The 16,298-nt window shown below is 36.0% G+C and carries 13 protein-coding genes and 3 tRNA genes; 11 read left to right on the top strand and 5 right to left on the bottom strand.

Going from position 1 to position 16,298, the window contains the following annotated elements:
• Nucleotides 1-80: 80 nt before the first annotated feature.
• Complete coding sequence (locus DRF65_RS16755) at nt 81-1,736, bottom strand: peptide MFS transporter (RefSeq protein ID WP_115972003.1); 1,656 nt, start codon at nt 1,734-1,736, stop codon at nt 81-83.
• Nucleotides 1,737-1,893: 157 nt separating this feature from the next.
• The gene (locus tag DRF65_RS16750) at nt 1,894-4,023 is read right to left on the bottom strand and encodes a S9 family peptidase (RefSeq protein ID WP_115971911.1); all 2,130 of its coding nucleotides are present in this window, start codon (nt 4,021-4,023) and stop codon (nt 1,894-1,896) included.
• A gap of 148 nt (nt 4,024-4,171) precedes the next feature.
• Between DRF65_RS16750 and DRF65_RS16745 the strand changes: the two genes are divergently transcribed.
• Nucleotides 4,172-4,645 (top strand): hypothetical protein, encoded by a 474-nt coding sequence (locus tag DRF65_RS16745; RefSeq protein ID WP_115971910.1) that lies wholly within the window; start codon nt 4,172-4,174, stop codon nt 4,643-4,645.
• A gap of 11 nt (nt 4,646-4,656) precedes the next feature.
• Nucleotides 4,657-4,845: a DUF6496 domain-containing protein gene (locus tag DRF65_RS16740; RefSeq protein WP_115971909.1), complete on the top strand. Its 189-nt coding sequence runs from the start codon at nt 4,657-4,659 to the stop codon at nt 4,843-4,845.
• A 67-nt stretch (nt 4,846-4,912) separates the two neighbouring features.
• Here the strand turns inward: DRF65_RS16740 and glgP are convergent, their stop codons facing one another.
• On the bottom strand, nt 4,913-6,580 hold the full coding sequence (gene glgP, locus DRF65_RS16735) for an alpha-glucan family phosphorylase (RefSeq protein WP_115971908.1): 1,668 nt from the start codon (nt 6,578-6,580) through the stop codon (nt 4,913-4,915).
• Between the two features lie 202 nt (nt 6,581-6,782).
• Here glgP and DRF65_RS16730 point away from each other — a divergent pair, with 202 nt between their 5' ends.
• The 5 genes from DRF65_RS16730 (at nt 6,783) to DRF65_RS16710 (ending at nt 13,512) form a co-directional block, all read left to right on the top strand.
• On the top strand, nt 6,783-7,580 hold the full coding sequence (locus DRF65_RS16730) for a hypothetical protein (protein WP_115971907.1): 798 nt from the start codon (nt 6,783-6,785) through the stop codon (nt 7,578-7,580).
• A 159-nt stretch (nt 7,581-7,739) separates the two neighbouring features.
• Nucleotides 7,740-9,842 (top strand): T9SS type B sorting domain-containing protein, encoded by a 2,103-nt coding sequence (locus tag DRF65_RS16725; RefSeq protein ID WP_115971906.1) that lies wholly within the window; start codon nt 7,740-7,742, stop codon nt 9,840-9,842.
• 95 nt (nt 9,843-9,937) lie between these two features.
• Complete coding sequence (locus DRF65_RS16720; RefSeq protein ID WP_115971905.1) at nt 9,938-10,528, top strand: DUF1572 family protein; 591 nt, start codon at nt 9,938-9,940, stop codon at nt 10,526-10,528.
• A gap of 66 nt (nt 10,529-10,594) precedes the next feature.
• Nucleotides 10,595-11,941: a tRNA (N(6)-L-threonylcarbamoyladenosine(37)-C(2))-methylthiotransferase MtaB gene (gene mtaB, locus DRF65_RS16715; RefSeq protein WP_115971904.1), complete on the top strand. Its 1,347-nt coding sequence runs from the start codon at nt 10,595-10,597 to the stop codon at nt 11,939-11,941.
• Between the two features lie 53 nt (nt 11,942-11,994).
• On the top strand, nt 11,995-13,512 hold the full coding sequence (locus DRF65_RS16710; protein WP_115971903.1) for an FMN-binding glutamate synthase family protein: 1,518 nt from the start codon (nt 11,995-11,997) through the stop codon (nt 13,510-13,512).
• A 284-nt stretch (nt 13,513-13,796) separates the two neighbouring features.
• On the opposite strand, the gene DRF65_RS16705 is transcribed toward DRF65_RS16710, so the two are convergent.
• Nucleotides 13,797-14,555 carry a hypothetical protein gene (locus tag DRF65_RS16705; protein WP_115971902.1) on the bottom strand — a complete coding sequence of 253 codons (759 nt, stop codon included), beginning with the start codon at nt 14,553-14,555 and terminating at the stop codon, nt 13,797-13,799.
• 55 nt (nt 14,556-14,610) lie between these two features.
• Between DRF65_RS16705 and DRF65_RS16700 the strand changes: the two genes are divergently transcribed.
• The gene (locus tag DRF65_RS16700) at nt 14,611-15,048 is read left to right on the top strand and encodes an RNA-binding S4 domain-containing protein (RefSeq protein ID WP_115971901.1); all 438 of its coding nucleotides are present in this window, start codon (nt 14,611-14,613) and stop codon (nt 15,046-15,048) included.
• Between the two features lie 12 nt (nt 15,049-15,060).
• On the opposite strand, the gene DRF65_RS16695 is transcribed toward DRF65_RS16700, so the two are convergent.
• A complete protein-coding gene (locus DRF65_RS16695) occupies nt 15,061-15,576 on the bottom strand; it encodes a shikimate kinase (protein ID WP_115971900.1) in 516 nt (171 codons plus the stop codon).
• A gap of 115 nt (nt 15,577-15,691) precedes the next feature.
• On the opposite strand from DRF65_RS16695, the gene DRF65_RS16690 reads away from it, so the two are divergent.
• From DRF65_RS16690 to DRF65_RS16680, 3 genes are all read left to right on the top strand, one after another.
• Nucleotides 15,692-15,764 (top strand) — tRNA-Lys (locus DRF65_RS16690).
• A 35-nt stretch (nt 15,765-15,799) separates the two neighbouring features.
• Nucleotides 15,800-15,882: transfer RNA gene (locus DRF65_RS16685), tRNA-Leu, on the top strand.
• 58 nt (nt 15,883-15,940) lie between these two features.
• Nucleotides 15,941-16,013, top strand: a tRNA-Lys gene (locus tag DRF65_RS16680).
• Nucleotides 16,014-16,298: the final 285 nt, after the last annotated feature.

Raw genomic sequence — 16,298 nt, 5'->3', positions numbered from 1 at the left:
TGGCAAGGTTTTAATTTTATTTTTAAATAAAAAAGCTGCAGACTCAGTCCGCAGCTTTCTATTCTTTATAATATCAAGGATTAATGTCCTTTTTCCTTCATGATTTTATTTAATCTTTTTAGCATTGAAAGGCCTAAAAGTGTAGCAAATATTAACAAAGCAAAATTCACAAGGAAATAATTCGTTTTGTTTTCATAGTTATACCATGTACTCGCCAGAATGCCGGAAAGTTTATTTCCTACTGAGTTGGCCAGGAAGAACCCACCCATCATTAAAGCTGTAATCCTTGCAGGGGAAAGCTTGGAAACGAATGAAAGTCCCATTGGTGAAAGACATAACTCTCCAATAGTGATGACTCCGTAACTGGCTACCAGCCATAAAGGAGAAACTTTTACAGCTCCGTTGTCACCAGCCATTACTGCCAGAACCATGACAAGGCATGATAACCCTGAAATAAATAATCCCAGAACGATCTTGGTAGGTGTTAAAGGTTCTTTACCTTTTCTTCTTAACAGCGCCCAGAACCCTACCACAACCGGAGTTAGTGCAATCACCCAGAATGGATTGATGGATTGGAACAGTTCTGTATTGTATAAGTAAACTTTACTTTCAGGATTTTTTTCTAAAGCAGCACGTTGTTCCGGGGTGATATTTTTAAAGTAAACATCTTTTCCTGTTTCTTTTTTAGTATTTCCGTTGTCATCTTTCTGAGAACGGAATTGGTTATCATACACAGGAACTTCTTTGTTTTCGTAGCTTTTCCCATCAACCATGTAGATTCCTTCCAAAGGCTTTTCCAAAGAAACAGGAACGCTTCTGTCTGTATAATAATTGGCCCATCTTGTTAAAGCGGTACCATTCTGTTTGAAAACTGCCCAGAAGAACATACTGATCAGGAATACAGAAAGTAATGCACCAATGGATGCTTTTTCATCAGGCTTAGCTTTAAAGTAAAGAGAAGCATAGAAGTAAATAACAGGAACACAAGCAAAAATAAAGGCATCTGTACTGTCACTTCCAAAAATATTGTTAGGAATAAACCAACCGATAGCTCCGGCAGCAATAGCAGGAACAAATACTTTAAGCATGATTTCAGAAAGTTTTGTATCACCTTCCTGTACAGGTTTCATCTGTGCTGCATGGATATAGTGCTTTCTTCCGATCGTGAAAATTACCATCCCGATAAGCATCCCGACTCCGGCAGTAATGAAAGCTTCACCCCAACCGAACTTATTACGCATAAATGCTGCAATAATGTTACAGATAAATGCTCCTATATTGATTCCCATATAGAAAATATTATACCCCGAATCCTTGTTTGCTTTATATGGTTCTTCAGAATAAAGATTTCCTAAAAGGGTAGAAATAGTAGGTTTAAAGAAACCGTTACCAATGATAATTAATGCCAGGGAGGAGTAGAATAAAGGCAAATCTTTGAAAACACCCATTCCTATATATCCGGCAGCCATTAAGAAACCACCAAGGTAAATAGATTTTATATACCCTAAAACTCTATCCGCTAAGAATCCTCCAATAAATGGAGTAAGATAAGTTAATGCAATATAAGTTCCGAAAATATCATCAGCAGTTTTATCTGGCAGTCCCAGACCTCCTTTCATACCGGTAGGTTCGATGACATACAGAACAAAGATTCCAAGAATCAGGTAGTACCCGAAACGCTCCCACATTTCTGTAAAGAAAAGATAAGGCAGCCCTTTAGGATGTTTAGTCTTCATATATTCAAATTTCAATTTCCCCAAAAATAAGTTTTTAATTTCAATTGATAAAATAAATAAATAGAGCCCTAAATGATTAATGAAATAAATATAATAAGGCATCTCAATAGTGAGATGCCTTATTATATTATTGGACTGTGTAAATTCGCGGCTTGATTTATAAATTATTCAGGATGAAATCTGTCATTTTCTGAAACAGTTGCGGTCTTGTCTGTCCGCCATAGATTCCGTGGTTTTTATCCGGGTAAGCCATGAAATCAAATTGTTTTTTATTTTGAATCAAAGCTTCAGATAATTCCATAGAATTTTGGAAATGTACATTATCATCAGCAGTTCCGTGGATTAAAAGGAATTTTCCTTTCAATAGGTTCGCATACTCAGTAGGAGAATTCTTATCATATCCATCAGGATTTTCCTGAGGCGTTCTCATGAATCTTTCTGTATATACTGAATCATAATATCTCCAGTTGGTCACCGGTGCTACAGCAATTCCCATTTTGAATACATCCGCACCTTTTGTCATGGCTAAGCTGGTCATATAACCTCCAAAGCTCCATCCGAACATACCGATTCTGCTTTTGTCAACATAAGATTGGTTTCCGAACCATTTTGCGGCAGTAATCTGGTCCTCAATCTCATATTTTCCAAGGTTCATATAAGTCACTTTTTTATATTTTGCTCCTTTATAACCTGTTCCACGTCCATCTACACAAGCCACAATGTATCCTTTCTGTACAAGGTGATTGAACCACATGGCGTTTCCATTGTCCCATGAGTTGGCAACCTGCTGGGATCCCGGGCCGGAATATTGGAACATAAATAACGGATACTTTTTATTAGGATCGAAATTTTTAGGCTTCATTACCCAGGCATTCATCTGATCGCCTACAGCATTAGGAATGGTGATGAATTCTTTCTCAACAAAATTATCGGATTTCAGTTTCTGAAGCTGATCATTATTATTCTGAAGCTCCTTTACTGTTTTTCCATTACCGTCTTTTAAGATGTAAGTATACGGTTTTGCAGCAGTAGAAGAAGTTTCAATGAAATAATTGTAGTTTTTACTGAAATTCGCAGAGTTGTTTCCTTCCGCATTAGAAATCAGCTGAGACTTTCCGTTTTCAATATTCACTTTAGAAACCACTTTATTGATACTCCCTTTTTCTGTAGTCTGAACGTAGATCTCTTTAGATTTTGGGTTGAAACCATAATAATCTGTTACTTCCCAATTTCCTTTTGTAACCTGTTTTTTTAGTTTACCATCTTTATCATACCAATATAAATGGCGGTTTCCGTCTCTTTCAGAAGCCCAAAGGAAAGAATCATCATCAAGGAATTCAATGGTAGGACTGTCTGTTTCAATCCACTTATCATCTGTTTCTGTGAATAATTTCTGTACTGCTCCTGTTTTAGTATTCACTTTTAAAACATCTGAAGCATTTTGAATTCTTTCAGATGTTATTAAAACCATTTCATCTGCTTTTGCAGTCTGTAAAACATTAGGAATATAATAGTTTTTGAAAGAACCTAAGTTCAGCTGTATTGCTTTTCCTGTATCAAGACGGTACAACTGTGCTGAAACTACAGAATTTTTTTCTCCAGCTTTAGGATATTTGTAACGCATTTCTGTGGGATAAAGATTTTTTCCGTAGATAGGAATGTAAATCTCTGGAACCTGGCTCTCGTCAGATTTTACAAATACAATGGCATCAGAATTTTTTGTCCATTCATATAGTTTTGCATGTCCGAATTCCTCTTCATATACCCAGTCTGCCAACCCATTAAGAATAGAGTTTTTCTTACCGTCAGTAGTAATTTGAGTGATTTTTCCTGATACTAGATCCTGATAGAATAAATTGTTATCAGAAATGAAAGCTACTTTTGTGGCATCAGGTGAAAAGCCAGGTTCCTGAACAGGCTTTCCCTCATTTAAGCTGATTACTTTCCCTGATTTTAAATCTTTTACTTCAAATTTTCCCAGGAATGAATGTCTGTAGATAGGCTGGCTTTCTTTCTGCAAAAGAATTTTAGACTCATCATCAGAGAATACGTAGCTTTCAAAGCTTCCATCCACGATATTTCCTTCTTTTTGAGATGTTTTATAAGAATATTTTGCAATTCCTGACGGCTCAATAACAAGGTAATTTTCACCGTTTTTCATGGAAGTAATCCCGGCAATACCTTTGCCACGGTAGTATCCTGAATAAATTTTATCTAAAGTTATTTCCTGGGCTGACACATTATGAAATGCCGCTGCTATAGTCAAAGTTAAGAGTAGTTTTTTCATTTCTAATTTTAATGATTCCAAATTTAATAAATCTTACTTATATAACCATATAAAACAAATCTAAGACATTGTTGTGATTTTTTTTAAAAAAGGCAATTTGGCAAAAAAATTGAAGTATATAATTACCAATCAATCAAAAAGGATAATTATGGAAACGAATGCATACAACCAGAAACTGAACCGATATGTATTGAACGACCGAATTGTTTATACAGGTTTTTCGAGTTTTAATGATGCACAGGAATGTGCCAGTAAAAAAGGTGGAATATTAGTGGAAGTAGGGTTTAAAGACGGAAACGATAACCCAGAAATTACAGATGAAGCAGGTTTGATAGAGAAGAAAATTCATTACTATGTGTATGCAGGCGATGAGTATAAATTTATCCATTCATCTGATCCCGGATTTAGAAAATATGCAGATGAACTGCAGAAGATTAAGGCAAAAAATGATAAAACCAGTCCGGATGAAAGATATTTTGCCAACTTTGAAATTGAAAATATAGAAGACCCAATTATTGTGATCAAAAATGATCAGTTTCAATCGGTGACATCAAGAGAGCGTTCAAAGTATTTGAAACATGCCAGAGTTTATGAACTGGGGGTATCCCTGCCAAAATCTTAAAAATTCTTATCATGAGCAAAACCAAATATTCAGACAAAGCTCAGGACAAAGTAGGAAAAGTAATGCATGAATTCAAGGAAGGGAAATTGAAATCTTCTTCCGGAAAAAAAGTAACGAGCAGAAAACAGGCTGTAGCTATCGGTATTTCTGAAGCAAAGGAAAAAGGGCTGAAGGTGCCGGCCAAAAAGAGAAGTAAGTAATTTTAAATATAAAAGACCTGGAATTTTTCCAGGTCTTTTATTTATATGATGAAGGAGCAATATCAGATTAATTATTGGTCTGATTATAAAGCACTCTATAATATTCATCCGCCATTCTGTCGCTATTGAAGTGATCTTTTACATCGTTCATAGCATTATACTGAATCTTTCTCCACTGATCCGGGTTATCATAATAAGTGGGAAGGATTTCATTTTCAAGGATTTCGTATAATGTATTTAAATCATAATTATCCTGTTCATAGATGCTCATATTCAGGTAATCGGCTTTTGGAACTACAAAAGAATTTTCTCTGTGTTTTGCAAATTCCGGGATCCAGCCGTCATCTGTTGATAAGTTGACAGAACCGTTCATAGCGGCTGCCATTCCTGAAGTTCCTGAGGCTTCTCTCGGAACTCTTGGATTGTTTAACCATAGGTCAGAACCTTGCTTTAAGGATTTGCTTAAAGAAAGTTCATATCCTGTAAGAACAGCCATATTTTTATGATTCTTACTCTCTTCAACCAAAGTGTTGAACGTAGAAATGGCCGAATAATCCATTGGATAAGGTTTTCCTGCCCAGATGATCTGTACCGGATATTTCGGATTGTTCAGAAGCCTATAGAATCTGTCTTTATCATGTAAAAGTAATTCGGCTCGTTTATAGCCTGCAAATCGCCTGGCCCATACAATAGTGAAAACATTAGGATTGAAAAGGTTTCCGGTCTGATCTGCTACAATACTGAACAGCTCTTTCTTTAAAGACTTTTTACGGAAATCGAAAATGATATCATCATTTTCATCTTTTGCATTGTAAAGTGCCTTGTCTGCCCAGTATTTGAATTCCTGAGCATTGGTAATAGACGTGATTTCACATATTCCAGGATATTTGTTCCACATAGTACGGGAAACCACTCCATGAAGCTGAGACACTCCATTGGCCATCCTTGCCATTTTCAAGGCACAGAGTGAATGATTGAAACGTTCGTCATCTGTTCCTTCAATAGCCTTTATCTCTTCCATGCTATAGCCAGAGAAATAAGACATATCATGACATAATTTGAAATTATGTTTCTCGTTTCCGGCTTCTTCCGGAGTATGGGTTGTGAAAACCAGCTTTTCTTTAACCTTGTTAAGATCTCCGTTGTATTTTCTTAACAGATAAAATGCTGCCGGAAGTCCGTGTGCTTCATTTAAATGATAAACCTCCCTTTCTATGTTCATTTCATCCAATAATTTGGCACCTCCTTTTCCAAGCAAGATATATTGAGCAAGTTTAGTAGATTCATTCGCATCATACAGCTTGTGGCAGATGGTTTTTGAAACGTGATCGTTTTCAGGAACATCTGTAGAGAGAAAAAACATAGGTGCTGTATTGAAGATTTCAGGATCAAGATACCATACTTTTACCCAAACAGGAGCGCTGTGAATTTCGATCTGAAATTTTATTCCGGTATCCTCAAGAAAGCTGTACATTTTTCTTGTCCATACCGGCTGTAAGGTCTGATCGTGGTTTCTGGCCTGGTCATAATATCCAAACTTCCAAAGAATACCGATTCCGATAAGGTCCTGTTTCAGATTATAGGCACTTCGCATGTGGGATCCAGCCAAAAAGCCAAGTCCTCCGGAGTATATTTTTAACACCTGCTCAAGGGCAAATTCCATTGAGAAATAGGCTGTTTTTTTTGAATATTGGGGATTGATACTGTAGGGTGTTTTAAAATTCCTAAAATCCATAGAATGCTGGTTTGTGTTTGAAAAGACAAAGGTATTAATAATGAAAATAAACTTTACATTAATTAATCAATAAATTAATTTTAAAAGTAAGCGTCGAATAGTTTTTTTACCTATCTTTAAGAGTGTAAAATTTTGATTATCAAAAACTTTTAATGGTGAAAGCCAATGGCCACATGTGTTTAATTAAATAAAAAAATCACACATGAAAAAGACGTTTTCTGATGAAGATCTGATTAAGAATCTGAGTTTATATTACCTGAACCGGCATTTGAAAAAAAAGCCCATAGAGAAGTATCACCGTACCATAGATGAGTCCCCACTTCATGACCGTGAAAAATACAGAAAGAAGTCGGAGATCCTTCTTCTCAACTCTTTTATGCATCATTTTCCCGATGTGAAATTTGAAAACCTTACCTGCGAAAGTCCGGACTTTATCGCAAAACTGAACGACAAAAAAATCGGAATAGAATTGACCGAAGTGATCAATCATCTGGAAATGAAGAAGATGGAAAGTACTTTGAATAAAATGTTCCGTCAGGCAGAAATACTATTAGAACAGGAAGACACTACGAAATATCGTGGTGTTTATTTTTTAGAGTTTCACCCGAATCTAAAGCTGGATAATCTGGAAGAGCAGGAGGAAGATATTATCAATATTTATAAAAGTATAAAAAAAAATAAAGGAATAGGCTGTGTGAAAAGTGTAAGAAAGTCTTTTCACAGAAGAAATGTTTTCATTACTCATGAATACAGTATGAATCTTTTTGATGAACTCTGCTCAGAAAAAATTCTTGAACTCATTGAAAAGAAAAATGAAAAATTTCCTTATTACGATAGTTCTGTGGATGAATGCTGGCTGGTGATTGTTTCGGATATGAATTCCATTGCCTCAAGATATACATTCATTCAGGATAAAGAACATCTGAAAGAAGTGAAAAGCCCTTTCCATAAAATTTTTCACCTGGAAAATCTCTGTGGTAATATTACAAGTATAAAATAGTTATTTTGGTGTTGAATTTTTAATTAATAATGGGATTTATTCTGAACTTCGCAAAAAATATTTGATTTTTTATATTTGTAATTAAATAATAGGTATATTTGATATAAATCGGATATTAGTCTGACTCAAAATGACTTAACCATCAAAACAAATATATCTATGAGAAAAATTTTACTATTTACTTTTCTATACATTTCCCATTTTCTATACTCTCAACAAGATTGTGCTACGGCATTGGCTGTTTGTGGAAACTCGAATATTACATACAGTCCTTCAGGGTATGGTACTATCAAAGAAATGGTAAATTCCGGAACTTGTATAGATATATCAGGAGAACATAATTCGATCTGGTATAAAATTACTATTGCTACAGGAGGCACTCTTACATTTGATCTCGTTCCCAATAATCAGGATGCAGATTATGACTGGGCTATCTTCGGTCCGAATGTGAATTGCGGAAGCCTCGGATCTGCCATACGTTGCAATGCTGCAACAGTGGTGGGAGTGGGAGCTGCAACAGGATTAAATATGACGAGCACTATCACGAATGGAATTGGGGGGTCAGCAACGCCTTATTGTAAATATTTGGATGTGCTCCCCGGAGAAACCTATTACTTATTTATTGATAACTGGGTAAGCGGTACGAGTAGTACAACAGCTCCTTTCTCATTAACATGGGGTGGAACGGCAACCTTAGCATCTCCTTTTACAGATCCTAATATTCAGCCTAATCCCTTTGTTCCACCCGGAATCCCCGGTGCTAATCCTGCAGATCCGAGAGAGGTTATTATTTGTGGATCTACTGTCGTATTTAACTTCAGTACTTTATCAACGGGCATTATTAATGGGAATCCAGATTTTAATGTAAGTTATCATACCAGTGCAAATGATGCATTAACAGGAAATAACCCTATTACAACTCCCCAAACTGTCAATACAAATACTGTTTTTTATTATAGTATAAGTTATACAGACCCAACGAATCCGAGCAGCCCGCTCAATAAATGTAAACAGACCGGAAAGTTTAAATTCAAAGACGGTTCAATTAAAGCAAAAGATGCCACATTAACGGAATGTAACAATAATAATGCAGGAACGGCTCTTTTTAACCTGACTAATGCTGATGTTATAGCAATTACAGGTGTTACAAAAAGGTACTATAACAGTATGTTTGATCTTAATTCAGGAATTAATGAGATTACAAATCCTACAGCATTTGTATCTGCAGAAGGAATTGTTTATGTAAAAGTTACGTCAGAATTTGGCTGCAGTTCAGTCGCGAAAATTACTTTGAAATTCCATCCTGTAGTTGTTGTTTTTGAAGCAACTTTGACTTCATGTTTCATAGAATCCAATTCGAGTACCGGATCTTTTAACCTTAACAATGCTCCGGTAACAACTCCTGATAATACAGATAAAAAATATTATCCATCCGAAACCGATGCAATCAATCAGACCAATGAGATTACAGCAGCAATGACGTATATTGCTCCTAATGGAGTAGTGTATGTAAGGGTTACCAATGCCCGGGGATGTTATGCTATTGCTAAAGTGAATTTAAAAGTGACTCCGCCGAAATACTCTGATGTGCTTCAGGATAAAATCATATGTGTAGAAAGTAAAACCACCCTGGATGCCGGACCTGGATTCAAAAGCTACCTGTGGAGTACCGGAGCAACAACTAAAACTGTTACTGTAGGAGTTGGGGTATATTGGGTAAAACTTCAAACGGGGGACTGTTTCACCACACAGACAGTAAAAGTAATTCCATCTGAAGTGCCTGTTATTTCTAATATTGAGATTTCCAATAGTACAGTGGCTGTATCTGTAATAGGAGGTATGCCACCTTATCAATATTCGCTGGATAATATTATATGGCAGGATTCTAATGTTTTTACCAGTCTTCCAAGAGGAGAGTATAAGATACTTGTGAAAGACGCCTATAATTGTGAGCCTGTAAAGGTAGAAATTGTTATTCCAAATCTGATTAATGTAATCACTCCAAATGCTGACGGCGTAAATGATGTGATTGATTATTCAGCGCTGGCAGGCAAACAAAATCTGATAATTAATGTTTTTGACCGATATGGAACCAAGATTCATCAGGCTGATAAGCTGAATGGATATAAGTGGGACGGGGCTGTAGGAGGAAGAAAAGTTCCTACAGGTACTTACTGGTATTCCGTATTGTGGAATGAGAATGATAAAAAGAATACTCCTGTTAAATTTACAGGATGGGTATTGGTTAAAAACCGGGAATAACTATTATGTTATAAATAAAATCCATAGATAAAACCATTTCGGAAGAGGTGGTTTTTCTTTTTGAATTTTTTACATTAGTTATCAAAATAGAAAGAATGAAAGATCTGTTTGTAAAACGCTTTGAATATTATAAATCCCTGGGTGATAAGTCATTTGTACAATTATCAGATGAACAGATTTTCTGGCAGTATAATGAAGAAAGTAATTCTATAGCAGTTATTGTACATCATATTGCAGGAAATATGCTGTCGAGATGGACTAATTTTCTTACTGAAGACGGAGAGAAATCATGGCGTAATCGTGATGAAGAATTTGTGAATACCTTTAAAACTAAAGATGAAGTTCTTGAATTCTGGGAAAAAGGATGGAAATGTTTTTTTGAAGCCTTAGATCAGATCAACGAAGAAAACCTTTATGCTACAATCTCTATAAGAGGAGAGGCTCATTCTTTTATTGATGCGGTTTTCAGACAGCTTGCCCATTATCCGTATCACATCGGCCAGATTGTTTATATTGCTAAAATGATTAAAAATGATGACTGGAGTACACTTTCTATTGCCAGAAATAAATCTCAGGAATTTAATACTGAAATGAAAAGCAAATTTCCTGGAGAAGAACAAAAGAGCAATTCATCACCAGTCTGCTTTCAAAACAGCCCCGAAGTAAGGGATGAATATAAACAATAGACTGAATCAATATTGGATTATTATTAAAATTACTATCTTTGCACCCATAAAATTCAGAAGTAACACATGTCTACTTTTCAAAGAACTGCCGCGTATCACACACTTGGCTGCAAATTAAATTTTGCAGAAACATCTACTATTGCCCGTCAATTAACAGATGCAGGTTACGATAAGGTGAGCTTTGATGAAAAGGCTAACATTTATGTCATCAATACATGTTCAGTTACTGAAAATGCAGACCGTGAGTGTAAGCTTCACGTAAAAAGAGCAATGAAAGCGAATCCTGATGGATTGGTGGTTATTGTTGGGTGTTATGCACAGCTGAAGCCCGAAGAAATTTCCCAGATTGAAGGAGTAGATCTTGTATTGGGAGCTAAGGAGAAATTTAATATCTTAAGCTACCTGGATGATCTGGAAAAATCAGATAATGAGGGAATTGTTCATTCATGTGAGATTGAAGAAACTGACTTCTTTATCGGAAGTTATTCTATAGGAGACAGAACAAGAGCTTTTCTGAAAGTTCAGGATGGATGTGATTACAAATGTACGTACTGTACCATTCCGTTGGCAAGAGGAATTTCCCGTTCAGACACCATCGAAAATGTTCTTAGAAACGCGACAGAAATTGCAGCAAGAGACATCAAAGAAATCGTTCTTACCGGAGTCAATATCGGTGATTATGGTAAAGGTGAGTTCGGAAATAAAAGACATGAGCACACTTTTCTGGATCTTATTTCAGAATTGGATAGAGTAGAAGGAATCGAAAGAATTCGTATTTCTTCCATTGAACCTAATCTTTTAAAGGATGAAAGTATTGAACTGGTTTCTAAAAGCAGAAGCTTTGTTCCGCATTTTCATATTCCGTTACAATCAGGATGCGATGATTTATTGAAAAAAATGAAACGTCGTTATCTGACTAAACTTTACAATGACAGGGTAAACAAAATCCGTGAGGTAATGCCTGACGCTGCTATTGGTGTGGACGTTATTGTTGGATTCCCTGGAGAAACAGAAGAGAAGTTTATGGAGACTTATAATTTCCTTAATGAACTTCCTATTACCTACCTTCATGTATTTACTTATTCTGAAAGAGAAAATACAGAGGCAGCCGAAATGGAAGGAGTAATTCTGGTAGCGGAAAGAAAAAAACGTAATAAAATGCTGAGAATTCTTTCTGAAAAGAAGAAAATGGCATTTTATCAGACTCAACTTGGAAAAACGCTTCCTGTACTTTGGGAGCACGAAAATAAAGACGGGAAAATGTTCGGCTTCACAGAAAACTATGTGAGAGTCCAGAAAGACTTTGATCCTGCATTCGTAAATCAAATTGAATTTCTAAATTTAGAAAAAATCCTGTCAGATGGCACAGTTTCTGTGCAATCTTCCTACCAAAATTTTTTAGCAAAAGCATAGGCTCTTTGCAAAATTTCCACTAAATTTATTTTTAAACTTTAAATACTACATTCATGAGAGATAAGTTTTTATCTTGGGGAATTGTATTAGTAGTTGCTACCTGGATTGTAGCGCTGCTGATAAAAGCGCATTATTGGATACCGACGCTGCTATCCGCTATTTATGCATTGGGTGTTTACAATGCTTACCAATCGAAACATGCAATCTTGAGGAACTTCCCGGTACTGGGGTACTTCAGGTATTTTTTCGAAAGTATATCACCCGAAATGCAGCAGTATTTCATTGAACGGGAGACAGACGGGAAGCCGTTCCCAAGAAATCAACGCTCTGCAGTATACAGACGTGCTAAAAATCTTAGTGATACTGTGGCTTTTGGAACACAGTTGGAAGTGAATCACAGAAAATATGAAGGAATCAAGCATTCTATTTATGCTAAATCTCCATCAGAAGAGCTTCCAAGAGTTTGGGTAGGAGGGGAGCAGTGTACACAACCTTATCATGCTTCTTTATTCAATATCTCAGCAATGAGTTTTGGAGCATTAAGTGACAGAGCACAGATTTCATTGAACAGAGGTGCTAAAAAAGGAAATTTCTTCCATAATACAGGAGAAGGAGGGATCTCTCCCCACCATTTGGAAGGAGGAGACCTATGCTGGCAGATTGGTACAGGATATTTTGGATGCCGTGATGAAGAAGGAAAATTTAACCCTGAATTATTTAAAAAATATTCAACGCTTCCTAATGTGAAAATGATTGAGATTAAATTATCACAGGGAGCTAAACCAGGACACGGAGGAGTACTTCCGGGGGTGAAAAATACACCTGAGATTGCAGCCATTCGTCATGTAAAGCCAGGAATAACCATTATTTCTCCGCCATCGCATACTGCATTTTCAAATGCTGCCGGATTGCTGAAATTTGTACAGGAATTAAGAGAACTCTCAGGAGGAAAGCCTGTCGGATTTAAGCTTTGTATTGGTGATACCAAAGAATTTGAAGATGTCTGTGTACAAATGAACGTACTGAAGATTTACCCTGACTTTATAACCATTGATGGAGCAGAAGGAGGAACCGGAGCGGCACCACCGGAATTTTCAGATGGAGTAGGGATGCCTTTGGAGCCAGCTTTGATCTTTGTCAACAGAACGCTTAATAACTATAACCTAAGAAACAAATTAAGAGTTATTGCCAGCGGTAAAGTACTTACAAGTTTGGATATATTAAGAGCTGTAGCAATGGGTGCGGATATGTGTAATAATGCAAGAGGATTTATGTTCTCATTGGGATGTATTCAGGCTTTAAGATGTAATTCCAATAACTGTCCTACTGGAGTGGCTACGCAAGATAAAATGCTTATTAAAGGGCTTGATGTGACAGATAAGGGAGAAAGAGTATATCATTTCCATAAAAATACCCTTCATACCTGCAATGAATTGATTGCAGCAGCAGGAAGAAGTTCTTATGAAGAAGTAGATGCTACTATGTTTATGAGGGGAGATGAATTCGACCACCTTGCAGACCTTTATTTCCCTGATATTTTAGGAAATGTAAAACAGAAAGCAAGATCTTAAAAAATATTGAGTAGCTCTAAAAGTTGCTTTATGAAAAACAGATTAGCAATATACTAATCTGTTTTTTTTATGCCTGAGATCAGATAAGTTTGAAGTCTGGTCTATTGATTATTGAACTCAAAAGAATGAAATAAATATATGTTTAATCTCGAGTTATAATGAAACGACGAGTGAAAAGATATAATACTCATTGTTTTTGATCTTTACAACGAGAGATTGATATCTTAAATTTCCGATTTGGCATAAAAAAAACCGTCCTAAGACGGTTTTTTTATGTTTGTTTTTTATTGCTGTTCAGGTGTTTGTATTTGATCAGCTGGTCTGTTTTCTCTTCCGTAGATCTGAAAGTTGAAAACAAAAGATCTGTTTGAGTAATCTATACCCAGATATGGATAAAAACTGTTTCTTGCAAAAGCTGCTCTTGATGGAACAATAATTACTCCCTGTAGATTATAAGGTGCCTCATCAGGTAGATTAAAAGCACTGAACTTTTGTAATGCTTCCCTGAATCCTGGTATTTGATAGTAACTTGCTTTTTTTGCAGTTGCCACTGTCGCGTCGTCCATGACCTTTTTCTTAGTATAGTAATACATTGGATCAATTACCGGAACAGTACTTCCTCCCTCTATGGTATTAAAAAAACCAGCCTGTTCAATAAATGAAACAACTCCATTATTGTTTCTGGATAGGAATGTGTATGCTCTTCCCATGATTCTGATGATATCCTTATCCTGAATAGGATTACTTACAGCAGGTTGTGCTCCATCTCTCATGATGTAAATAGTTCCCGATGGAAGAGTCACAGGATTAAGTTGTGATAATTTCTTTTCATGATCATCAGCAGTGTCTGTAGCACTAAAAGGTTTTATATTTCCCGCTGCATCAAGATAATTCTCATCCATGAATTTTTTAATGGCTTGATCATCATCACCGTTTTGGTTGGTAAGGTCTCGCGTTTCTGTATAAAATGCTATCTCATCATCTTTTTTACAAGCAGAGAAACACAAAGATCCTACAAGGATATATAAAAATATTTTTTTCATTTCAAAAAACTTTAATTACTTTACAAATAATATAACGGCAAAAGTATAAAAAAATATGAGAATAGATAAATTTTTATGGAGCATTCGTTTTTATAAGACGAGAAGTATTGCAACAGAGGAGATTAAAAAGAACAGAGTTTCCATTGGAACATCCGCCGTAAAGTCATCTAAGGAGGTAAAAGAAGGAGATGTTATTAAAATCCGTAAGAATCAGATTGATTATAAAATAAAAGTACTTCAGATTCCTAAAAGCAGGATGGGAGCAAAACTGGTTCCGCTTCATATACAGGATGTGACAGATAAAGAGCAGTACGAACTATTAAAGCTTCGTAAAATGACCCAGGATTATTACAGAAACAAAGGGGAAGGAAGGCCTACGAAAAAAGACAGAAGAGATATGGATGATTATGTAGGCAACGATGTTGATGCTGATTTTACCGATTGGGATGATTTCTTCGGAGAAACAAATGATGAATCTGGAGAGGACAATTAAAATAAAAAAGCTCTAGAGATAGAGCTTTTCTACTATTTCTTTAACGATGTCTTCAGGTTCTCTGGCATCGGTTCCAACAGTGAACTGGGCTTTACTGTAAAACTGATTTCTTTCAAATAAATGCTTGGCAATGAATTCTGGAAGGTCTTCATCGGAAATATTGGCGATTAAAGGTCTTTTTTCTTTCTGTTTAGAGATTCTCTCCGCCAATGTTCCTACAGAAGTTCTTAAAAAAACACTTTTAGAATTATGATTGATGATCTCCATATTGTTATAATAAACAGGAGTTCCGCCTCCGAGGCTTAATACAATATTTTCTTCAGAAGCCAATATTTCTTCAAGTGCTTCTCTTTCCAGTTTTCTAAAATAAATTTCTCCCTTTTTTTCAAATATTTCGGGAATGCTTAATTTGTTCCTTCTGGAAATCTCTTTATCAAGATCAATGAGTTTGAAATCGATTTTATCGCTTAAAATTTTGGAAATGTGGGATTTGCCACTGCCCATGTATCCAATTAGTGAAATTATCATGAATTTTTTTTAAACAAATTTGCGAAAAAGTTTTGAGATAAAGAAAAAAGTTATATCTTTGCACCACTTAAAACAAGGGACATTACTTAAATGAAAACTTGTTTAATAAGTGGCCGACTCGGTAGCTCAGCTGGTAGAGCAATACACTTTTAATGTATGGGTCCTGGGTTCGAATCCCAGCCGGGTCACTAGCAATAAAAATTACTTTTATGGTAATTTTATTGCCTGCGTGGTGAAATTGGTAGACACGCCATCTTGAGGGGGTGGTTTCCTAAGGATGTGCTGGTTCGAGTCCAGTCGCAGGCACTGCAAAGAAAATTTTATAATCCGGAATATTTCTCTATATTTATTCCTGATTGTGGCCGACTCGGTAGCTCAGCTGGTAGAGCAATACACTTTTAATGTATGGGTCCTGGGTTCGAATCCCAGCCGGGTCACAAGTTTACTGAAAAGTAAATTTTTTTCATATTAATATTTTGTGATTTGGTGTTTCAAAGGCTTCCTTCCGGAGGCCTTTGATTTTTTGTGTTAAAGCCAAGGATAAAATGAATGATGTAAGATTACTGAGTGATATCAGTATTATTAATGAAGGCTTAATAGCAAGTAAGAGATTTGGGATCAGTACCAAAAGTTGTGGATTACGCAAAAAGTTTGGTTAATCTAAAAAGAAAAAAAGATTTATCTTTTACTCCTCTGAGCTGTAATCTAAAGTTTTTGATTTT

This window comes from Chryseobacterium pennae (assembly GCF_003385515.1).
Taxonomy (GTDB): Bacteria; Bacteroidota; Bacteroidia; order Flavobacteriales; family Weeksellaceae; genus Chryseobacterium; species Chryseobacterium pennae.
This window is presented reverse-complemented; position numbering and strand designations above follow the sequence as displayed.